The sequence below is a fragment of the Chryseobacterium taiwanense genome, from assembly GCF_000813825.1.
In the GTDB taxonomy this organism is placed as follows: Bacteria; Bacteroidota; Bacteroidia; order Flavobacteriales; family Weeksellaceae; genus Chryseobacterium; species Chryseobacterium taiwanense.
Genome location: NZ_JWTA01000008.1, coordinates 104,215 through 125,026, shown reverse-complemented (window position 1 = coordinate 125,026; position 20,812 = coordinate 104,215). Strand labels below are relative to the sequence as shown.

General features: G+C 36.4%; 19 protein-coding genes. 2 read left to right on the top strand and 17 right to left on the bottom strand.

The genetic code is table 11. The features are described 5' to 3' along the window. From RM51_RS11230 to RM51_RS11145, 17 genes are all read right to left on the bottom strand, one after another. A complete protein-coding gene (locus RM51_RS11230; protein ID WP_039369174.1) occupies nt 1-474 on the bottom strand; it encodes a Dps family protein in 474 nt (157 codons plus the stop codon). 1 nt (nt 475) lies between these two features. Then, complete coding sequence (locus tag RM51_RS11225; RefSeq protein ID WP_039369171.1) at nt 476-901, bottom strand: DoxX family protein; 426 nt, start codon at nt 899-901, stop codon at nt 476-478. Between the two features lie 11 nt (nt 902-912). Beyond that, nucleotides 913-2,805: an amidohydrolase gene (locus RM51_RS11220; protein ID WP_039369169.1), complete on the bottom strand. Its 1,893-nt coding sequence runs from the start codon at nt 2,803-2,805 to the stop codon at nt 913-915. Next, the gene (locus RM51_RS11215) at nt 2,805-3,548 is read right to left on the bottom strand and encodes a M17 family peptidase N-terminal domain-containing protein (RefSeq protein WP_039369165.1); all 744 of its coding nucleotides are present in this window, start codon (nt 3,546-3,548) and stop codon (nt 2,805-2,807) included. Before RM51_RS11215 ends, RM51_RS11220 begins: the two co-directional genes overlap by 1 nt. 359 nt (nt 3,549-3,907) lie before the next feature. Then, nucleotides 3,908-5,284 (bottom strand): alginate export family protein, encoded by a 1,377-nt coding sequence (locus RM51_RS11205; RefSeq protein WP_052248480.1) that lies wholly within the window; start codon nt 5,282-5,284, stop codon nt 3,908-3,910. 19 nt (nt 5,285-5,303) lie between these two features. Continuing rightward, complete coding sequence (locus tag RM51_RS11200) at nt 5,304-5,936, bottom strand: hydrolase (protein ID WP_047439490.1); 633 nt, start codon at nt 5,934-5,936, stop codon at nt 5,304-5,306. 189 nt (nt 5,937-6,125) lie between these two features. Beyond that, entirely contained in the window at nt 6,126-6,434 is a 309-nt protein-coding gene (locus tag RM51_RS11195; protein WP_039369157.1) for a hypothetical protein, read from the bottom strand. Between the two features lie 17 nt (nt 6,435-6,451). Next, nucleotides 6,452-7,273, bottom strand: coding sequence for an alpha/beta fold hydrolase (locus tag RM51_RS11190; protein ID WP_039369154.1), 822 nt, complete (start codon nt 7,271-7,273; stop codon nt 6,452-6,454). A 321-nt stretch (nt 7,274-7,594) separates the two neighbouring features. Next, a complete protein-coding gene (gene ilvA / locus RM51_RS11185) occupies nt 7,595-8,863 on the bottom strand; it encodes a threonine ammonia-lyase IlvA (RefSeq protein ID WP_039369151.1) in 1,269 nt (422 codons plus the stop codon). A 5-nt stretch (nt 8,864-8,868) separates the two neighbouring features. Next, a complete protein-coding gene (locus RM51_RS11180; RefSeq protein WP_185095005.1) occupies nt 8,869-10,329 on the bottom strand; it encodes an ATP-binding cassette domain-containing protein in 1,461 nt (486 codons plus the stop codon). Between the two features lie 278 nt (nt 10,330-10,607). Next, the gene (gene ilvC / locus RM51_RS11175; protein WP_039369448.1) at nt 10,608-12,089 is read right to left on the bottom strand and encodes a ketol-acid reductoisomerase; all 1,482 of its coding nucleotides are present in this window, start codon (nt 12,087-12,089) and stop codon (nt 10,608-10,610) included. Nucleotides 12,090-12,188: 99 nt separating this feature from the next. Further along, nucleotides 12,189-12,779: an acetolactate synthase small subunit gene (gene ilvN, locus RM51_RS11170; RefSeq protein WP_039369142.1), complete on the bottom strand. Its 591-nt coding sequence runs from the start codon at nt 12,777-12,779 to the stop codon at nt 12,189-12,191. 8 nt (nt 12,780-12,787) lie between these two features. Further along, nucleotides 12,788-14,530, bottom strand: a complete 1,743-nt coding sequence (gene ilvB, locus RM51_RS11165; RefSeq protein WP_039369139.1) for a biosynthetic-type acetolactate synthase large subunit — start codon at nt 14,528-14,530, stop codon at nt 12,788-12,790. Nucleotides 14,531-14,605: 75 nt separating this feature from the next. Beyond that, a complete protein-coding gene (ilvD, locus tag RM51_RS11160) occupies nt 14,606-16,291 on the bottom strand; it encodes a dihydroxy-acid dehydratase (protein ID WP_039369136.1) in 1,686 nt (561 codons plus the stop codon). Further along, entirely contained in the window at nt 16,284-17,186 is a 903-nt protein-coding gene (ilvE, locus tag RM51_RS11155) for a branched-chain-amino-acid transaminase (protein ID WP_039369445.1), read from the bottom strand. Before ilvE ends, ilvD begins: the two co-directional genes overlap by 8 nt. A 454-nt stretch (nt 17,187-17,640) precedes the next feature. Beyond that, nucleotides 17,641-18,369 carry an SDR family oxidoreductase gene (locus tag RM51_RS11150; protein ID WP_039369133.1) on the bottom strand — a complete coding sequence of 243 codons (729 nt, stop codon included), beginning with the start codon at nt 18,367-18,369 and terminating at the stop codon, nt 17,641-17,643. Nucleotides 18,370-18,489: 120 nt separating this feature from the next. Further along, nucleotides 18,490-19,080 (bottom strand): TetR/AcrR family transcriptional regulator, encoded by a 591-nt coding sequence (locus RM51_RS11145; protein WP_039369130.1) that lies wholly within the window; start codon nt 19,078-19,080, stop codon nt 18,490-18,492. Between the two features lie 205 nt (nt 19,081-19,285). Here RM51_RS11145 and RM51_RS11140 point away from each other — a divergent pair, with 205 nt between their 5' ends. Both RM51_RS11140 and RM51_RS11135 read left to right on the top strand, forming a co-directional pair. Further along, nucleotides 19,286-20,116, top strand: a complete 831-nt coding sequence (locus tag RM51_RS11140) for a helix-turn-helix transcriptional regulator (protein WP_039369127.1) — start codon at nt 19,286-19,288, stop codon at nt 20,114-20,116. A gap of 83 nt (nt 20,117-20,199) precedes the next feature. Next, the gene (locus RM51_RS11135) at nt 20,200-20,772 is read left to right on the top strand and encodes an ester cyclase (protein ID WP_039369124.1); all 573 of its coding nucleotides are present in this window, start codon (nt 20,200-20,202) and stop codon (nt 20,770-20,772) included. Nucleotides 20,773-20,812 lie beyond the last annotated feature (40 nt).

Below are 20,812 nucleotides of genomic sequence, written 5' to 3'. Positions count from 1 at the left end.
TTATTTTAAATGAGAACGGAGCATCCAAGCCATTTTTTCGTGAGTTTCCAACAATCCGGTGATAAAATCACTTGTTCCGGCATCACGAAATTCAACAGCAAAATTTTCTATATTTTCACGAAGATGAATTAAGATACTTTCATGATCGGAAAGCAATGCTTTGATGTATGTTAAACTGTCATTCGATTCCAAATGATGTTCTGAAAGGTGCGTTAATGCAAGATATTCTCTCAGTGTCGCAGGAGCATAATGTCCCAATGTTCTGATTCTTTCGGCAATAGTATCAATAATTCCGTCTAACTGCTGATATTGTGCTTCAAAAAACAGATGTTTGTTGTAAAAGTCCTGCCCTTCTATATTCCAGTGGGCTTTTTTTGTTTTGGTGTACAGTACAAATTCGTCTGCTAAAGTTTCTACTAATATTTCAGCAACTTTTGCTAGATTTTCGTTTTTAATTCCAATTGAAGTGTTCATTTTAAATATGATTTAATAAATAATAATCGAGTGAATATTTTCCTGCACCAAGAGCAAGAATGAGTAATAATGACAAGGTGTACATAAATGGGACATCGCGAACTTCCAGAGAATCTTTTCTGTGAACCACGAAATACCCAATTGCAGTTACTCCGATCGTAGGTAAAACTGCCAGTCTTGTTCCCAATCCTAAGATGATTAAAAAAGGAACGACCAAATCAGCAAATGAAGCTACCAGAGCATTCATTTTATCGGGTAGTCCGAGCGGATTTGGAATGATTTCTTTCTGTCCGTTTTCCAGCCTGAATTTCTTTAATCCATGAACTCTGAATAATTGAATTCCAAATAATACACGGAATATCAGAAAGGCAATGTCGTTAAATGACGAACCCAAATCTGAGGTTACAATTTGTTTTAAAATTTCCATAATTTTTACGTTTAAAAAGCAAAACAAGAACAGCCCAATGCACCCCAAAACGAGTGGTAATTATTAACAGGAACATTGCTCATTCTTGCTGCATTGTGATTGTGCTCATGAACATCGCAGCTTCCGGAACAACTGTGAACCTGTGAAATCAAAGGTGCTTTCAACTGAGATTGTGCATTTTTTTCAATTTCTTTCTGAAAATGTCCGCCGACAGGAGAATATCCGTTATACAAATTTGTAGGCGACCAATCCGGAAGAACAGGAATGGATGGCGGTGCAAAGCTTGAAAATTCACCTTTTGCATAGACAATTTTCCCATCTACCATTGTCATTTCCGATTCAATATTCTTGATTTCTTCATCTTCAACCGTGAAAAAATCTTTATCTAAAACCGCCAAATCCGCAAACATTCCTACCTGAATATCTCCTTTTTTCTGCTGTTCCTGAGAAAACCAAGCGCTTCCTTTGGTATATAATTCGAGTGCTGTTTTTCGGTCTAATCTGGTTTCGTGATACAACTGAAGTCCACCCACCGTTTTCCCAACCGTTAACCAATACATCGAAACCCAAGGATTGTAACTGCTTACTCTTGTTGCATCCGAACCGCCACCAACAGGAACTTCCATTTCCAGCATTTTTTTGATGGGTGGTGTACTTTCCGCAGCCGCTGAACCGTAACGATCTGTAAAATATTCACCTTGGTAAGCCATTCTGCTTTGAATCGCGATTCCTCCGCCCAGCATTTTTACTCGTTCTATATTTTTTTCATCAATAGTTTCGGCATGATCAAAAATCCACGCTAATCCATTGAAAGGAATGTCCTGATTTACTTTTTCAAAAACATTTAAAAATCTCGTAATGCTTTCATTGTAAGTGGCATGAAGTCGGAAAGGCCAACGGTTTTCCACCAACAAACGAACAACTTTTTCTAGGTCAGCTTCCATATTTTCAGGTAAATCAGGTCTTGGTTGAAGGAAATCTTCAAAATCAGCCGCCGAAAATACCAGCATCTCTCCCGCTCCATTGTGGCGGTACATATCATCACCCTGATACAGTTTTACAGTATCAATCCATTCACTGAAATCTTCAAATTCATGCTTTGGTTTTTGGGTAAAAAGATTGTAGGCGATTCTTACAGTAAGCTGTTCTTTCTCATTCAATTCATTCACCACCTGATAATCATCCGGGAAATTCTGGAAACCACCGCCTGCATCAATCACACTGGTAATCCCGAAGCGATTCAATTCTTTCATAAAATGTCTCGTAGAATTCACTTGATGTTCATACGACAATTTTGGACCTTGCGCCAATGTTGAATATAAAATCATAGCATTTGGAGTGGCGATAATCAATCCTGTCGGTTCTCCGTTTACATCTCTTTCGATATGCCCACCAGTGGGAGCAGGGGTGTTCTTGGTAAAACCAACTGCTTTCAAAGCCGCTCTGTTCATCAATGCTCTGTCATACAAATGCAGGATAAAAACTGGAGTTTCGGGAGCAATGGCATTGATTTCTTCCAAAGTCGGCATTCTTCTTTCAGCAAACTGAAATTCTGACCAACCACCAACCACACGTACCCACTGTGGAGAAGGTGTTCTGTCAACCTGATCTTTCAGCATTCTCAAAGCATCGGCTAAGGAAGGAACGCCGTCCCATCTTAATTCAAGATTATAATTTAATCCACCACGAATCAAGTGAATATGAGAATCATTGATTCCCGGAACGACTCTTTTCTTTTTTAAATCAATAATTTTTGTAGATTCATCTGAAAACTGATCGACCAAACCATCGTTTCCTACTGCAATAATTTTTCCGCCTTTAATAGCAACCGCAGAAATATCGGGTGTTTCCTGATTGAAACTATGAATTTTTCCGTTGTATAAAATAAGATCTGCTTTCGTCATTATTTCGTGTTAAGTTTTACGATTGCCTCTTTAATTCCACCGCCTGCAACATTGAAAAACGCAGGACCTGCCAATAAAATCAGTTTCTGAACCGTCATTTTTTCGGACAGATGGTTTTGATTTAAATAGGATTGAGCGCGATATGCATCAAAAGCTCCCAATACCACATTTTCAGCGACCAAAGCCGTTGGAGAATCAATTCCTGCATCTTTGATATCACTAGCGAAAGACACGGTTTTTACTTTTAATTTTAAGGCTTCTCTCATCGCCACGCTTCCGACTTCTTTCATTAATTCAGCATCAAAGGAATTTCTGTTTCCTAAACCGATTAACAATAGTTTTTTAGATGATAAGCTTCCTTTTGGAGGCGCAATTAGTAAAGTTTCCAAAGCATGACCTTTGAATTTTCCAGTTTTTCTGACATCGGTAATTGCTCCTTTTAAAGCATCATCCAAATGAACCATTCCGTTGAGTTCTTTCGGTAATGCAGGTGGATTGAAAATATCGCCGTCTGTATATTCGAAAACACAGGCAATTTGTAAATCTGCTGTTGCAGCAGAGGGTCCCTGAACAAGTCCGATAATTGAAACTCCGTCAACAGTTCCCCAAGTTGTGGTAGTTCCGATCGCTGTTTTTGTTTCCGTTGTTTGTGCGGAAACGAAACTGGTTGCTGAAGTGGCTAAAACAAATGCCGTGAATATTGTTTTTGACCAGTTTAGATATTTTGAAATTGATTTTTGCATAATAAATGATTTTGTTTTAATGTTGGAAAATCGCAAAGGCACTAAGTTTTTTGCCATTGTTATCTTTTTAAGACGCAAGGATTTTATCTGCGATAAAATTTTAATCCGCTTATTTATAAAGTTTTTCACTAAATTTTCATCTACAATCCTTATTCTCAATCTTTGTCATTCCGTAGGAATCTAAACATAGGAGAAGAAATAATTGCTAAAAAATTCAAGTTGAGATCCCTACGGGATGACAAACTTTATGGTTATTTTTCTGTGTTGAATTTATTGACTGACACTTTAGCTTTAAAAAAAAAGGTTGACGAAAAAGATATAGTGGAAAGCGGGATTAAGCTCCTTAAAAAATTTACTCGTTAAAATTTAAATCCTAATCGAATGTTGTAGAAGACCCCGCTTTTCGCATTTGGGATGATATCCTCAATAAAAGATCCTTTTTTGAAGTACTGAATTCCGCTCACCAAAGAGATATATCTATTAAAACTGTATGTGAAATTAGTTAAATAGGCTGTTCCGATATATTTTTTGTCTGAGCTGCTTCCGGGACGGTTCAACACTCCGCTTGGTCGGTAAACTCCATCGTTAAAAGAATATCGCCAGTTGAAAACGGCATCCATCTGCATTTTAAGTTTTGAAGTCAAATCCAGTGTGATGTAGGGATGAATATCGATTAAATTGACAGGGCCAATCTGCGGACTGAATCCAAAATACCCCCCTTTCGGATACAAAGGATTGAAAGTCTGGAGTTTTCCGTCGTTTTTTCCTTTATCACCGGAAATATAATCATTTCGAAGGTTGATACTTGGCTTCCACTTCATGTTTTCAAACAGATATCCGATATCTACAGAACCTGTCCACGCACTGATATGGTCTTCTCCAAAAGTTCCAAACTGATAGGCCGCTTCAAGATTGTAGATAAATCCGCCTCCGTATTTCCAGAATCTTCCACCGACAGTATGGCGTTTTTCTTTAGCTGTTCCTGCTTCAAATTGAGATTCATCTCTTCGGATTCCGATGTAATATAAATCCAGATTTCCAGCTTTTGGAAAAATGATTTTGGAATATAATCCCCACAAATTGAGCTGTTTTGACATTTTATTATCGAAAACTCCAACATTGATGCTGTCTGCCATCATTGCAAAAGCATCGACTGAAATATTCTTCTGGGAATACATTAATTTAGCCCCTGTAAAAGAAAGCCTCGCGTTGGGACCTTCTCTTACGGAAATCAGTCTTCCTGAGCCATAATCCAGCTCCTGTCTCCCGATTCTGGAGGTAAGTTTTCTGTTTTTGTTTTTTACAAGATCTACATCAATAAAGAGGTTTTGGATACTCAACTGGTCTTCATCAATTCCTCTGGAACCGTTTTTTCTTCCGTTTTGTAAAGCGCTTCGAAGCTGTGAAAAAACTCTCACCCTTTCACCCAAATGCAAATCTGCATGAAGATCATACCGTTGCAGAAAAAAATTGTTGTGTCCAATATTCAGCCTTCCCCAATCTTCGTTGTTGAAATCTGCATATTCGTATCGCGCTTCTCCTCCGAAAGAAAGATAGATATTTTTCTTTGCATTTAATGGGAGAAATTTAACCTTATTATAAAAAGTATCTGAAGAATCTTTTAAATATTCATAGTTTTCATCGTAACGTAGGAGCTTGAAACTCTGTGCCGATAAACTTTCAGAACAAAAAAAGATAGGTAATAAAAGCGATAGGTAAAGGGCAGATTTCAACATTGAAAATTGTATATAAATATTAGTGGTTCAACATATTGTGAGCGTAGTGAATTCCCAATCCATAAGAACCTCCGTATTTTTTCATCAGATTCGTTACCGGAACATACGTTTCCTGACGTGCCCAATCTCTCTGCAATTCTAAAATATACTGAATTGAGGTCACAGGTTTTACGCCCGCGTGAATCATTCTCTGCACTGCTCTTTCATGGGCTTCATCTGTCACATCTCCACAAGCATCAGTAATTACATACACATCGTAACCTTCTTCCAATGCAGATAATGCAGGTCCTACGATACAAACTCCCGTCCACAAACCTGCAAAAACCAGTTTCTGCTTCTGAGTTCCTGTAATGGCTTTATAAGCGTTTTCGTCTTCCCAGGTATTCATCGTTGTTCTGTCAATATATCCTGAAGTTGCGATGGGATATGCTTCTTCGATTTCAGGAAAAACAGGTCCCGCGAAACTTTCTTCAGCAACAGTTGTAACGATAGTCGGAACGTTGAATATTTTTGAAGCTCCGCAAACTACAGCAACATTATTACGCAGTTCGTTCATAGAGATACTTTTTGTTGCAAATGCCATCTGACCTTCGAAATCGATAAGGACAAGAGCATGATTATCGGGAGATAGTAGTTTTGTTGATGGTTTCATAAAGTTTATTTTTTGATTTTTAATGTTGATTTTTACTTACATTTTTTATTTTTAACCACAAAAGAGACAAAAGATTAACACTTTGGTTATTTTAAGTTTATTATTGAATCGTAAAGAAGAGCACATAAATTTTATACAATCTTCATTGAGACAATAAGTGCTTTTGTGACTTTTATGGTTTAAATTTCATCAGTTTACAGTCAGTTTTTTAATAAGTTCTGCACTTGTGGCGTCAGCATAAATTCCATAAGCACTCGTCATAATTCCTTTGATAGAATGCTTTTCAGAAGCGATCCCGTAGACTACATCTTCATCACTCTGATCTGTATCTCCTTCAAAGCGGAACATATATTCAATTCTGAAATCTTTTGGATAGAGATTGAGGAAGTTATTGAGGAGAATGCAGTCGTTTTTCAGGTTAAAATCTTCTGTAAATCCTTTTTGATTCAACCACTGAACCGCCTCAGTCAACGTATCAAAAACTGGCTGTGTATTCATTTGTTAAAAATTATAGATTATGCTGTGATGAAAGCTAAAATATCGTTGTTGATCGTTTCTGCTTCCGTAGTCGGCATTCCGTGAGGGAAACCAGGATAAGTAATCAGTTTTCCGTTCTTTAATAATTTTGCTGCTTTGATGGCTGCATTTTCGATGGGAACAATCTGATCATCTTCCCCATGAAGCAATAAAACAGGAATTTCAACAGCCTGTAAATCTTCTCGGAAATCCGTCTCGGAAAAAGCTTTAATTCCGTCATAATGAGCAACGATTCCGCCCATCATACCCTGTCTCCACCAGTTTCTCTGTACACCTTCTTTAATTACCGCTCCTTCTCTGTTGTATCCGTAAAAAGGAATTGTTAAATCAATATAAAACTGCTGTCTGTTATTCAAAGTCTGATCTCTGATATTGTCGAAAACTTCCATTGGAACTCCATCCGGATTGCTTTCATTCTGAACCATTATTGGAGGAACTGCACTGATTAGTACTGCTTTTTTAGCTCTTCCATTAGCGTATTTGTTTACATAGCGAATTACTTCTCCTCCACCTGTTGAATGACCGATATGAACGACATCTTTCAAATCAAGAAATTCCACCAATTCAGCGGCATCAGAAGCGTATTGTTCAATGGTGTGATTATAAATATTCTGGCTCGAACGACCATGCCCTCTTCTGTCGTGAGCGATTACTCTATACCCTCTCTGCAAAAAGAAAATCACCTGTGCATCCCAATCGTCTGATGATAAAGGCCAACCGTGGTGAAACATCAATACTGGTCCCTGTCCCTGATCTTTGTAAAAAATTTCTGTTCCGTCTTTTAATGTTAATGTGCTCATTGTTGTCTATTTTTTATTTGAATTAATAATTAAAACCTGTGAGCATAATGCCAAAAAATGACCCAAAATAATTAAAATACTGATATACAAACCTTTTATTAAATTTACATCTATTTTAAAATTACGATATTTCGTAATTTTATGAAACGCTATTTTGATTTATATAAAATCAAGAGATATTCATCAGAAAAAAACACCAAACAAAAATTTGTCTGGTGCTATTTATTTAAAGAAGAAATTCAATTTTAACTTGAATTCAAAAGATAAATTAAATAGTTTTGAAACCTAAATTCAGAAATCAGTTTTCTATTTTTTTGAAATTTAAACCATTATACTTAACATATCCGGATTATCATTCAAATAAGACTCGAAATAACCAAGATTTTGCATTCTTTGTTTCAAACCATTGAAATCTGAAATATTAGAAAGTTCGATTCCGACAATTGCCAAAGCAGTTTCTCGTGAATTTTTCTTGGTGTATTCGAAATGCGTGATGTCATCATTTTTTCCTAAAACATTCAGAACAAAATCTTTTAAAGAACCAGGTCTTTGTGGAAACTTAACCATAAAGTAATGCTTTAAACCATTATAAAGCAAAGCCCGTTCTTTGATTTCCTCCATTCTCGTAATGTCGTTGTTGCTTCCGCTTACGATACAGACTACGTTTTTACCTTTAATCTGATTTCGATATTGTTCCAAAGCAGAAATAGAAAGAGCTCCAGCCGGTTCCAAAACAATTGCATCTTTATTATAGAGTTGAAGAATCGTATCACAAACTTTGCCTTCATCCACAGGAATACAATCTGTAAGTGCATTTTTGCAAATTTCAAAAGTCAAATCTCCAACTCTTTTCACCGCTGCACCGTCAACAAAGCCGTCAACTTCAAGTAATTCTGTATTAAGATTATTATCGATTGAAGTTTTCATAGAAGGCGCACCTTTTGGCTCAACTCCAATCAACTGAGTCTCTTTCGACAATTCTTTAAAAACTGTTGAAATTCCTGAAGCCAAACCGCCACCGCCAATCGGAATGAAAATAAAATCAATATTTTCTTTTTGCTGTTCTAAAATTTCCAATGCTAAAGTTGCCTGACCTTCGATAATCTGAATATCATCAAAAGGATGAATAAAAGCCGCTCCCGAAGTTTTTGCAAAATCCAAGGCAGCATTTTTTGAAGCATCAAAAGTATCTCCAACCAATTTAATTTCGGCAAATTTTCCACCAAACATTTCTACTTGTTCCAATTTTTGTTTTGGAGTTGTTACTGGCATAAAAATCGTTCCTTTGATTTGGAGTTGTTTACACGAAAAAGCTACACCTTGAGCGTGATTTCCAGCACTGGCACAGACAATTCCTTCCGAAATTTTGCCTGCATTGAAAAGACTTTTTATTTTGTTATAAGCACCTCGTAATTTGTAAGATCTTACAGGTTGTAAATCTTCTCTTTTGAGGAAAATATTCGCTCCAAATTTTTCTGACAATCTCGCATTGTATTGCAAAGGCGTGTAATTCACTACATTTTCTATACTTTTTCGGGCTTCTTTTACCGCTTCCAGGGTAGGAAATATTATCGTTTTATCCATCTTCATTTATATTACAGATTCTTTGATTTTAGTTTTATTTTTGTTGTTCCATTTTCCAGAACAAGTTTGTGACTGAGTTTTTTTGGTAATTGAGATTCAAAATGTCCCACATAAATCAAAGATTGCCCTTGAGTTGCCAAATCATCAATTACCTGATTGAAATATTGTGTCTGTTCATTATCCATTCCCTGACAAGGTTCGTCCAAAATCAAGAGTTTTGGTTTTTTAATCAATGTTCTGGCAAGCAAAGCCAAACGTTGTTTTCCTAAAGGAAATGTGCTCAACTTTTTGTTTTTATCATCTTTTAAATCGAAGAAATAGAGAATCTGTTCCAACTGTTGTTGCTGGTCAAAACTCAGTTTCTGATACAGGCTCATCGAATCAAAAAAGCCAGAAGCAATAGTTTGTCCAACGTTGGCATTCATATCAAAATACCAATGCAACTCGGGAGAAATCATTCCGATTTTTTCTTTGATATCCCAAATACTTTCGCCACTTCCCCGCTTTTGTCCGAAAAGATGAATTTGGTTGGCATAAGCTTGCGGATGGTCGCCATTCAATAAACTCAACAAGGTTGATTTTCCAGAACCGTTATGACCTTGCAAAAGCCATTGTTCTCCTGAATTGACTTCCCAATCGATATTTTTCAGGACTTGTTTTTCGCCGTAAGAAATATTGATATTTTCTAATTTGATTAGACTTTCCTGTTCGTTTTCCTGATTATTCTGCAAGAAAAAAGGAAGCGATTTTGGAATTCTTTCTTGACCTTTTGAAAAGTTTTTTGGAGAATTTCGGTGAACTAATTTTCCGTTTTCTATCTCTACAAAATACTGAACACTTTCTGGATATTCGTCGTCATTATTAATTAAAATCAAAGTGACATTTTCTTGAATTAAATCATCAAAGGCCTGATTCAAAAACTGTCTCGATTTTACATCTAACCCCGTGTAAGGCTGGTCTATAATCAAAACCCGGGGTTTTAGCCAAAGTGCTTTCAGTAATTGTAATTTCTTGTGTTCGCCACTCGATAATTCTATTAATTGCTGATTTTTGAAATTCTCAAATCCACAAGGTTCTAAATACAATTCTAATAGTCGTAAATCCAAATTTTCTTCTTTCCCGAAATGATTGAGTTCTGCAAAAACAGTTAATGTATCATTTTTAGCAAATTGATTATATCGCTGTTGATAATAAAAATTGCGGTCACCTTCTAGATTACTGAACTGAAACCAATTTGAAACATAAAGAACCTTTTTTGGCAATTCTGAATTTTCATTAAAATTGAACTCAACTTTCCCTTCGAAATTCTTGATTTCTCCAGAAATGACTTTGGCTAAAGTTGTTTTCCCGCTTCCGCTTAATCCTCCTAACATCCAGCATTCTCCGACTGATATTTGCCAGTTTAAATCTTCCAATATGGGTTTATCGTATTGGAAATTGAGGTTTGAAATTTGGATGATTGGAGTTGACATTATTTTATTTTTAAACGCAAAGGGTGCAAAGTTTTTTTTATATTCTTATTGAAAATATTTTAAGGTTCGCTAAGGCGCTTCGCTCAGCAAAGAATAAATATCCAATTTGTCATTCCGTTGAAATATTTTTGTTTAACTTTCTACGGAATGACAAAATTTGAATTTAGGAACAAACTTTATTTTTATGACAAATCCCTAGCCCCGATTGCAGCGGCATCCTTTTGTGATGAGGAACGAAGAGCAAAAGATATAGCGGAAAGCGGGATTAGCTCCTAATTTTAAACTGTTTTGATAGATTTCATCGCAGTCATTGCCTGACGCAGTTTTCTGCCGACAATTTCTACTGGGTGATTTCTCAAAATGTCGTTTACGTGAACCAATTGAGCGTTGTCAACTGAAGCTTTTTTGCCTTCATTAAAGTTTTTCCCAACCAAATCCGTATCCACCGATTTCATAAAATCAGCCAACAAAGGTTTACAAGCCTGGTCGAAAAGGTAACAGCCATATTCCGCGGTGTCGGAAATCACACGATTCATCTCGAAGAGTTTTTTTCTGGCAATGGTATTGGCAATTAAAGGTGTTTCGTGAAGGGATTCATAATAAGCAGATTCTGGCTTAATCCCAGCTTCTACCATTGTTTCAAAAGCCAGTTCAACGCCGGCTCTGATGAACGCCGCCATCAAAAGATAATTGTCAAAATACTCCTGTTCATCGATCTTCACATCGCCTGCAGGTGTTTTTTCAAAAGCTGTTTCTCCTGTTTCTGCTCTCCATTTGAGAAGATTGGCGTCTCCATTTGCCCAGTCTTCCATCATTGTTTTGGAGAATTCTCCCGAAATGATATCGTCCTGATGTTTCTGGAAAAGTGGTCGCATAATGTCTTTCAGTTCTTCTGACAATTCGAAAGCTTTGAGTTTTGCGGGATTTGAAAGTCTGTCTAACATTCCGCTAACACCTCCGTGTTTCAAAGCTTCTGTAATAACCTCAACGCCATATTGAACCAATTTGGAAGCGTAACCTGCATCAACGCCTTTTTCTACCATTTTATCAAATGAAAGGATAGAACCTGTTTGCAAAAGTCCACATAAAATGGTTTGTTCTCCCATCAAATCAGATTTTACTTCTGCCACGAAGGAGGATTTTAAAACACCAGCTTTATGACCGCCAGTTCCTACACAATATGCTTTTGCTTCTGCCCAACCTTTTCCTTGAGGGTCATTTTCAGGATGAACAGCAATCAACGTAGGAACACCGAAACCACGAAGATATTCGGCACGAACTTCGGAACCTGGACATTTGGGAGCAACCATAATTACGGTCAAATCTTTACGGATTTGCATTCCTTCTTCCACAATGTTGAAACCGTGAGAATAGGACAAAGTTGCGCCTTGTTTCATTAATGGTTGAACTGCATTAATCACAGAAGTATGTTGTTTGTCGGGCGTTAAATTGATAACCAAATCCGCATTTGGAATGAGTTCTTCGTAAGTTCCGACTTTGAAATTATTTTCGGTTGCGTTTTTCCAAGAATCTCTTTTTTGGTGGATTGCTTCCTGGCGCAATGCGTAAGAAACGTCCAGTCCACTGTCTCTAAGATTCAGACCTTGATTCAGACCCTGAGCTCCGCATCCTACAACCACGATTTTCTTTCCTTTCAACGCAACAACGCCGTCAGAAAACTCTGAACTGTCCATAAAATCTGCCTGTGCTAACTGATGCAACTGGTCTCTGAGTGATAAGGTATTGAAATAATTTGCCATATTTTTAAGTAAAAATGTAAAAAGCATCAAGTAAAAAGATTACCGTAGCTACTTTTTAGGATTAATATTTTTTTGATTTTAAATTTTGATTTTTGAAAATTACATTGTGAAAACATCGTCTCTTTTGTCGAGATATTCGTTTTCAATAAGCTCAGGAGAAGGTTCTCTTTTTTCGAATTCGAGGACTTTTTCGTGAATTCCTGCACTATTTTTGATGATTGCGATTCTCGCTCCACGAACGAATTCGATGAGTCCGTACTTGTTGAGCTCTTCTGTCAATCGGTCGATTTCTTCACGATGTCCAGCAGTTTCAAAGACGATATAATCTTGACGAATCACAACCGTGGAAGCTCCATATTGACGAAGCAATCTTTCTACATAAACCTTTTCTGTCACGACATTTGCGGGAACTTTGTAAAGTGCCTGTTCCTGCCAGACAATCTCATCATCGGTATTGAAATAAGCTTTCAGAATATCGATTTGTTTTTCTAATTGACGACAAAGTTTTCTAACAACTTCTTCATTCTCGTTAATGACAATTGTGAATCTATGGATGCCCTCAACTTCTGAAGGAGATGTATTTAAACTCTCGATATTGATTTTTCTTCTTGAGAAAATTCCTGAAATTCTGCCGATTAATCCAACCGAATTTTCTGTGTATAATGTGATGGTAAATTCTTGTTTTTCCATTTTCTTCTTTATTTAAGTCTGATTTCTGAAACCGAAGTTCCCTGTGCTACCATTGGAAAAACGTTATTTTCTTTCCCAACCATTACTTCCAAAAGAAAAGCGCCGTCGTGATTAATCATTGTTTCCAAAGCTGTTTTCAGGTATTTTCTTTCAGATATTTTTTGTCCGTCGATGTAATAACCTTTTGCAACTGCTACAAAATCTGGACTTGTGATATTCACAAAAGAGTAACGTCTGTCGTGGAACAACTGTTGCCATTGTCTTACCATCCCAAGAAATTCGTTATTGAGAATCAAGATTTTAACTTTAGCTCCAAACTGCATAATCGTTCCCAATTCCTGCAACGTCATTTGGAATCCGCCATCACCAATGATTGCAACAACTGTTTTTTCAGGTGCACCGTACCAAGCTCCAATCGCCGCTGGCAAACCAAACCCCATTGTTCCCAAACCTCCGGATGTTACGCTGGATTTAGAATTATTGAATTGAGCATATCGACAAGCAACCATTTGATGCTGACCGACATCTGTCGTGATGATTGCGTCTCCATTTGTTAATTCATTCAAAACTTTGATTACCTCTCCCATTGTCATTACATCGGTGGTTGGATTAAGTTCGTTTTGAATAACTTCTTTGATTTCTTCTTTTTCCAATTCTCGGAATTTTTCCAACCAGTCTGAATGGTCATTGTCTTTCAATAAAGCAGTTAAAAGTGGAAGCGTTTTTTTGCAATTTCCCCAAACGGGAACTGTTGCTTTCACATTTTTATCGATTTCGGCAGGGTCTATATCAAGATGAATGATTTTTGCCTGTTTTGCATATTTATCCAAACGACCTGTAACTCTGTCATCGAAACGCATTCCGACTGCAATCAAGACATCACACTCATTGGTCATTACGTTTGGTGCGTAATTTCCGTGCATTCCTAACATTCCGACGTGTAACTTGTGATTGGTTGGAAGTGCGCTCAATCCCATTACAGTTGCTGCTGCAGGAAGATTGATTTTCTCAATAAAAGCTTTGAATTCTTCCTCGGCTTTACCTAAAATTACACCTTGTCCAAACAGAACAAAAGGTTTTTTAGCTTGATTAATCAATTCTGCAGCCTGCTCGATATATTCATTTCTTATTTCAGGTTCAGGGCGATAACTCCTGATATGATTACATTTTTTATAACCTAAATATTCAAATAATTGTAATTGAGCATTTTTGGTAATATCAATTAAAACCGGACCGGGACGACCTGTACTTGCAATATGAAAAGCTTTGGCAATGGCTTCTGGGATTTCTGTTGCATCTGTTACCTGATAATTCCATTTTGTAACAGGTGTTGTGATGTTGATAACATCGGTTTCCTGAAAAGCATCTGTTCCCAAAAGCGAGGCAAAAACCTGACCTGTGAAGCAGACAATCGGATTGCTGTCTATCATCGCGTCTGCCAAACCTGTCACCAAATTAGTTGCACCGGGACCACTGGTTGCAAATACAACTCCCGTTTTTCCGGAAGTTCTCGCAAATCCCTGCGCCGCGTGAATCGCACCTTGTTCGTGGCGAACCAAAATATGTTTTAGTTTTTCGGAATAGTCGTATAATGAATCATAAATCGGCATAATTGCTCCACCTGGATAACCGAAAATTGTATCAACATTTTCCTGTAACAGCGCTTCTAAAACAGCTTTTGAACCGGAGATTTCTACCGGTTTGGGCTGTTCTAATTCTGTATTCTCTATTTGTAAAATGGTCGTATTCATTTTTAATATTTTAAATTTTGGCTAAAGCCTATAATTTTTTCTGGTAAAAACGGGCTAAAGCCCGTTCCTATTGATTTATAAATCAGTTACACAACCTTGTGACGCATCTGCGACAGACTTAGCGTATTTGTACAGCACACCGCTTTTCACTTTGTATTCGGGCTGTTGGAACTCGGCTTTTCTTTTGGTAATTTCTTCATCTGACAACAATGCGTTAATGGTATTTTTTTCTGCATCCAATTCAATCACATCGCCGTCTTTTATCAAGCCAATCAGTCCTCCGGAAAAAGCTTCTGGTGTAATGTGACCAACCACAAAACCGTGCGTTCCTCCAGAAAATCTTCCGTCTGTAATCAATGCAACATTTTTACCTAAACCTGAACCCATCAAAGCTGAAGTTGGTTTCAACATTTCCGGCATTCCGGGCGCGCCTTTTGGTCCTTCATTTTTAATGACGACTACATTTCCTTCCTGAATTTTTTTATCTTCAATTCCTTTGATGAATTCTTTTTCGCCATCAAAAACGATTGCAGTTCCTTTGAAATAAGCGCCTTCTTTTCCTGTAATCTTCGCAACAGAACCTTTTTCAGCCAGATTTCCGTACATAATTCTAATGTGACCGGTTTCCTTGATTGGATTTTTGATATCGTGAATGATATTTTGCTGTCTGTCGATAATTGAAGTCACGTGTTCTAAATTTTCAGCAATGGTTTTTCCCGTAACCGTTAAACAATCGCCGTGAAGCAAGCCTAAATCCAATAGATATTTCATTACCGCAGGAACTCCGCCAACTTTGTGAAGGTCTTCCATTAGATATTTACCACTTGGTTTAAGGTCAGCCAAAAATGGAGTCTCATCACTGATTTTTTGGAAATCATCCAAAGTCAAATCGTATCCGATGGATTTTGCAATCGCAATAAAATGAAGAACTGCATTTGTACTTCCACCCAAAATCATAATTAACCTCAAAGCATTTTCGAAAGCTTTCGGCGTCATGATATCGGATGGTTTAATATCTTTTTCGAGAAGAATTTTAACATAATGTCCGGCAAACTGGCATTCTTCTTTTTTCTCTTTGCTTAATGCAGGATAAGATGAAGAATAAGGCAAACTCATTCCGAGAGCTTCAATTGAGGAAGCCATTGTATTGGCAGTGTACATTCCGCCACACGCTCCTGCGCTTGGACAAGAATTTTGAATCACACCTTGAAAATCTTCCTCAGAAATTTTGCCTGCGATTTTATTTCCTAACGCTTCGAAAGCTGAAACTATATTCAAATCTTCGCCTTTGTAATGTCCCGGTGCAATACTTCCTCCATAAACCATTATCGAAGGACGGTCGAGACGAGCCATTGCCATCAGAGAACCCGGCATATTTTTATCGCAACCAGGAACTGTAATCAATCCGTCGTAATATTGTCCTGCACAAACAGCTTCGATGGAATCCGCAATGATATCGCGACTTACGAGAGAATAACGCATTCCATCTGTTCCGTTGGTCATTCCATCGCTGATTCCAATGGTGTGGAACATTAACCCAACCAAATTCTGTTCTTTAACACCTTTTTTTACAATCTCTGCCAAACCATTCAAATGCATATTACAAGTATTTCCGTCGTAACCCATACTTGCAATTCCGATCTGTGCTTTGTCGAAATCTTCTTTTTGGAAACCAATCCCGTAAAACATCGCCTGAGTGGCAGGTTGTGTCGGATCTTTCGTGAGTATTTTGGAATATTTATTAAGTTCTACGTTACACATACTGCAAGTCTGATTTTAAATAAGAATAATCTTCTTCTAACACCAAATGACGATAAGCTGTCTGAATTTTGGATGATAAACTGTCTTCCCAATTCAGTTTGAAAGGAACGTTATCCAAAGAATCTAATGCTACAATTTCGGCCGCTGTTCCACAGAAAAATCCGGCATCTGCACCCTGCATTTCTTCCGGTTTGAAGAATTTTTCTTTGTAAGGAATTCCAAGATTATCACAGATTTCAAAAACTGTAGCTCTGGTAATTCCAGGAAGAATGCTTCCTTTTGCTGGTGTGAAAAGTTTTCCATCTTTTTCGAAGAAGATATTCGCACCTGAACTTTCTGCTACATTTCCTTCAGCATCCAAAACCAAAGCTTCATCAAAACCTCTATCTTTCGCTTCCTGACAAGCTAAAATTGAGTTAACATAATGACCGCTTACTTTTGCTTCAACTTTAAATGCTTTTGGATTTGGACGTTCAAATGACGACGTCATAATTCTCATTTTATTTGCCATATAACCGTTGTCCCAATTCCAAGCTTCGATGACGAGATAACTTTTTTGACCTTTTGACAAAGCCATATTGGGTGAACAAATGACGATCGGGCGGATATAAGCGTTGCTTAGATTATTAATTTCCAATAATTTGTACGTTGCCTCTACCATGTCTTCGGTAGAATAATCGAAAGGCATCAACATTGTTTCTGCTGATCTTCTCAATCTGTCATAATGCTCTTCTGCTTTGAAAATTTTGGTTCCGTTGTCTGTTTTGTAAGATTTAATTCCTTCGAAAACAGCATATCCGTAGTGTAATGATTGACCGTACAAGTCGGTCTTAGCTTCTTTTGCTTTCACATATTCCCCATCAAAGAAGAGAACACTGTCGTCATTGTAATACATTTTGTGTTGATTTTTATGTTTATTATTTGTCTTATCTTTTTTAAATAAAAAAACCACTCTCATGATGAGAATGGTCTGTTGTATTTCAATTTCAAAAATTATCACAAGCCATCACTCACCACCGGAATCCGATAATGACAAGAATGACAATAATAATAGTTGTGTTATTCATTCGCTTGTTTTGAACGATACAAATGTATAAACTTTATTGAGCTTTTCGTAAAATATTGATTTTAAAAATATCGAAAATGCAGTAAAAGTATTCTTTTTTACGATATTCATCAAAACAAAAACAATCCGTAAAAAATTGATTTTCAATTAATTAAATTTTAAAAAATTACGATGTCAAAAATTTAACTAAATGCTTGAAATGCAGAGTTTATTTTTAATTTCTAAAATGAGATAACCCAATCATTAACATTCAAATCATGTAAATTATTGAGTTATTTTACTTTTATGCATGTAGCAATTTTTCCATTGCTTCGCCAATTGCATGTGCATAGATCTTTGTATCTCCTACCGGAATATCAAACAGATTATTTTCCAATCCAATGAATAATTCATCTGCAACTTCACTTGCCGGAATACCTGCCGCTCCGCCAATTTCGGCAGAAAACTCTGTATTTACCAATGGTGGATAAACTTCATAGACCTGAAGGTTTTTCTGTTCTTCATAGGTTTGTCTTAAAGCAGTTGTATAGCTGTGTAGCGCTGCTTTACTTGCACTGTAAGTTGGCAGGAATTTATGACTTCTATGTACTGCTATAGATGATATATTTACTACAGCAGCTTCTTCTTTTGCCAATAAATGAGGAAGCATCAATTCTGTAAAATGAATGATTGCAAAATAGTTCGTATTCATTTCGATCAAAGCTTTTTCGTGCGCATTGGTTGTTTCACTTAATAAATATCCAAAAGCTGCTCCTGCATTGTTGATAATGATATTTACATCTGCATGATTCGTTTTCAGATCTTCTGCAATACGGATTCTATCTGCTTCTACTGATAAATCTCCCTGAATCGCTACAGCATCTTTCAATTCTGCTAGAGCCTTTTGAAGGCGTTCTTCACTACGTCCGTTGATAATGATTTTGTTCCCTGCATCGCTTAATTTTTTAGCAATTGCCAATCCTATTCCGGCACTTCCACCGCTAATGAATATTGTATTTCCTGTTGTTTTCATTTTAAATACATTTATTTAATAATTAATGATATTGTCTGTTTTTACACTTTTATTTCTAGTAAAATAATTTTGAGTCCTTTCATGAAATATACTTTTTAGTATATTTTTATTTAAAAAAAATTACAGCATATACTGCTCTAATTCTTTCTTTAGATCTTTTATAAGCTCAAGCATTAGTTTTCGAGAGCCCATGGTTCTGCTTAAAACGATTCCTCCTTCAATAGCCGAAAACATTTTAAACGCAAAAACCTCAGCATTAAGTTTTTTTGAAAACTCGCCTTTAGCAATACCTTCTTTTAAAATATTTGAAAGACCTTCCTGACCTGCGTGAAGAACGGTTGCCACTTTCTTTTTAATAGATGGAAAATGATCATCTGCTTCTACGGCGGTATTAAAAATAGGACAACCACCTGCAATGTAAGTATCCATAGGATTTTTATAAAAATCAAGGTATAAAAAAATCTTTTCTTTTGGTGTTTTTCCTTTTGAAACTACAGTTGCTACTTTCTCTGACATTTTTTTTAGGGAAAAGTCAATTACTTGTTCGGATAAATCATCTTTTCCATTGAAATGTCCGTAAATACAACCTTTTGTCAGTTTGGTAGCTTCTAAAACATCATCAATACTTACACCAGAAATCCCCTTCTCATTGTAGAGAGGACTAGCTGTTTCTAAAATAAATTGTTTTGTTTTTTCTGCTTTTGTTAACATGACTTTCAAATTTCACAATACAAATGTACCAAAAAGTATATTTTAAATCCAAACAAAATATACTTAAAAGTTTATTTTAAAATACAAATAATTAAAAATCAATGCGTTAAATTAAAAATAAAAATAAATATCAATTCATAAAAATGAATTCATTTAATTGATTACCTTCACCTATACGTTTTACAGAGCTAAAAATACCTTGAAGATGAACGAAATCTTTAAAATGTTCAGGATAGATCCTGAAGAGTCAGATAGAATTAACAAAGCAGAAAATGATCCTCATCACCATGATTATGAAGAGTTGCTGATTGGAAAATATGGTCAGCTGGAACATTTCATTGATTTTAAATCTCAGCTGATAGATGCTCCTTTCGTCAGTTTTATTGCTCAGGGAAAGTTACATCGTGTAAAACCTCTTATTAAAGACGGAAAATGCGATATCTGGACTATCCGTTTTAAGCGTGAATTTATTGCTGAAACTGTTTTTCAACTCTATTCTTCTTACCACGACAAAGCCAACATATGTTTAAAAGCAGACTCGTGCTTTGAGAGATTGGATAGTATTTGCCAAATCATCTATGACGAATATCTTCAACCCAATGCGGATTTATCCATTATCCGACAGTTACTGAGCAGTCTCTTCACCATTATAGAATCTGATCGTAAAAAACTCAACCTCAATTATGATGAGTCAAAAAAAATTCAAAGTCTGACTTTTAAAAATTTTCTTCGTTTACTGGAAGAGAATTATAAGGAAGCCAAAGATGTCAATTTCTATGCTGAAAAGCTTTTTATGAGCACCCGAAACCTCAATATCATCTGTCAGGATATTCTTCATCAGAGTGTTTCGGAAATTATAGAAATCAGAAAATTAACCGAAGCCAAAAACCTGCTGATCACTACTGATAAGACGATTGCAGAAATCGGTTATGAATTAGGTTTTAATGAGAAGACTTATTTCACCCATGCTTTTAAGAAAAAAACAGGAATCACTCCCTCAGAATACCGAAAAGAAATGATCAAGATTATTTCCTAAAAACACAACTATTCTTCTGATAAGTGTTATCTCTTCCTTTCGTTTGTTTTGGAAATTTGTAATATAATTTTAAACAAATAAAAATGAAAAAGACATTCTTAACAAGAGGAGTATTAGTAGCATCATTAATCGTATTATCAAGTATTTCGATTGATGCTCAAAGCAAAAGATCAGCAAAAAGTGATGATGCATTAAAGCAGATTAAAGAGCTTACTGCTGCCAACGAAATTATAGCAAAAAATCTGGAAACTTTTGACACCCTGGATTATACTGTTTTCAGTAACAGAGACTGGAAAAGGCTTCATGAAAGTCATGCTAAAGATATTCTTGTCCATTTTCCTGACGGACATACTGAAAAGGGATTGGAACAACACATCAAAACGCTTGACGCGATGTTTGTTTATGCACCGGATACAAGAATAAAAGAACATCCCATAAAAATAGGAAGCGGAAATATAACTGCCGTTATGGGATACATGGAAGGTACTTTTACAAAACCCATGCCTCTTGGTGACGGAACTTTCATACAGCCTACCGGAAAAAAATTTAAGCTTCCCATGGTAACCATCGGAATCTGGAAAGAAGATGGAACCATGAGTGAAGAGTATTTATTTTGGGATAATAAATCTTACATGGATCAAATCATGAATAAATAAACATGAATGAAGCGAAAAGATTTTCTTAAAGTTATGGCAC

What these genes read in the sequence shown, in the direction of transcription:
- RM51_RS11230 (WP_039369174.1), bottom strand. Translation starts at nt 474, where the DNA reads ATGAACACTTCAATTGGAATTAAAAACGAAAATCTAGCAAAAGTTGCT.
- RM51_RS11225 (WP_039369171.1), bottom strand. Translation starts at nt 901, where the DNA reads ATGGAAATTTTAAAACAAATTGTAACCTCAGATTTGGGTTCGTCATTT.
- RM51_RS11220 (WP_039369169.1), bottom strand. Translation starts at nt 2,805, where the DNA reads ATGACGAAAGCAGATCTTATTTTATACAACGGAAAAATTCATAGTTTC.
- RM51_RS11215 (WP_039369165.1), bottom strand. Translation starts at nt 3,548, where the DNA reads ATGCAAAAATCAATTTCAAAATATCTAAACTGGTCAAAAACAATATTC.
- RM51_RS11205 (WP_052248480.1), bottom strand. Translation starts at nt 5,284, where the DNA reads ATGTTGAAATCTGCCCTTTACCTATCGCTTTTATTACCTATCTTTTTT.
- RM51_RS11200 (WP_047439490.1), bottom strand. Translation starts at nt 5,936, where the DNA reads ATGAAACCATCAACAAAACTACTATCTCCCGATAATCATGCTCTTGTC.
- RM51_RS11195 (WP_039369157.1), bottom strand. Translation starts at nt 6,434, where the DNA reads ATGAATACACAGCCAGTTTTTGATACGTTGACTGAGGCGGTTCAGTGG.
- RM51_RS11190 (WP_039369154.1), bottom strand. Translation starts at nt 7,273, where the DNA reads ATGAGCACATTAACATTAAAAGACGGAACAGAAATTTTTTACAAAGAT.
- ilvA (WP_039369151.1), bottom strand. Translation starts at nt 8,863, where the DNA reads ATGAAGATGGATAAAACGATAATATTTCCTACCCTGGAAGCGGTAAAA.
- RM51_RS11180 (WP_185095005.1), bottom strand. Translation starts at nt 10,329, where the DNA reads ATGTCAACTCCAATCATCCAAATTTCAAACCTCAATTTCCAATACGAT.
- ilvC (WP_039369448.1), bottom strand. Translation starts at nt 12,089, where the DNA reads ATGGCAAATTATTTCAATACCTTATCACTCAGAGACCAGTTGCATCAG.
- ilvN (WP_039369142.1), bottom strand. Translation starts at nt 12,779, where the DNA reads ATGGAAAAACAAGAATTTACCATCACATTATACACAGAAAATTCGGTT.
- ilvB (WP_039369139.1), bottom strand. Translation starts at nt 14,530, where the DNA reads ATGAATACGACCATTTTACAAATAGAGAATACAGAATTAGAACAGCCC.
- ilvD (WP_039369136.1), bottom strand. Translation starts at nt 16,291, where the DNA reads ATGTGTAACGTAGAACTTAATAAATATTCCAAAATACTCACGAAAGAT.
- ilvE (WP_039369445.1), bottom strand. Translation starts at nt 17,186, where the DNA reads ATGTATTACAATGACGACAGTGTTCTCTTCTTTGATGGGGAATATGTG.
- RM51_RS11150 (WP_039369133.1), bottom strand. Translation starts at nt 18,369, where the DNA reads ATGAAAACAACAGGAAATACAATATTCATTAGCGGTGGAAGTGCCGGA.
- RM51_RS11145 (WP_039369130.1), bottom strand. Translation starts at nt 19,080, where the DNA reads ATGTTAACAAAAGCAGAAAAAACAAAACAATTTATTTTAGAAACAGCT.
- RM51_RS11140 (WP_039369127.1), top strand. Translation starts at nt 19,286, where the DNA reads ATGAACGAAATCTTTAAAATGTTCAGGATAGATCCTGAAGAGTCAGAT.
- RM51_RS11135 (WP_039369124.1), top strand. Translation starts at nt 20,200, where the DNA reads ATGAAAAAGACATTCTTAACAAGAGGAGTATTAGTAGCATCATTAATC.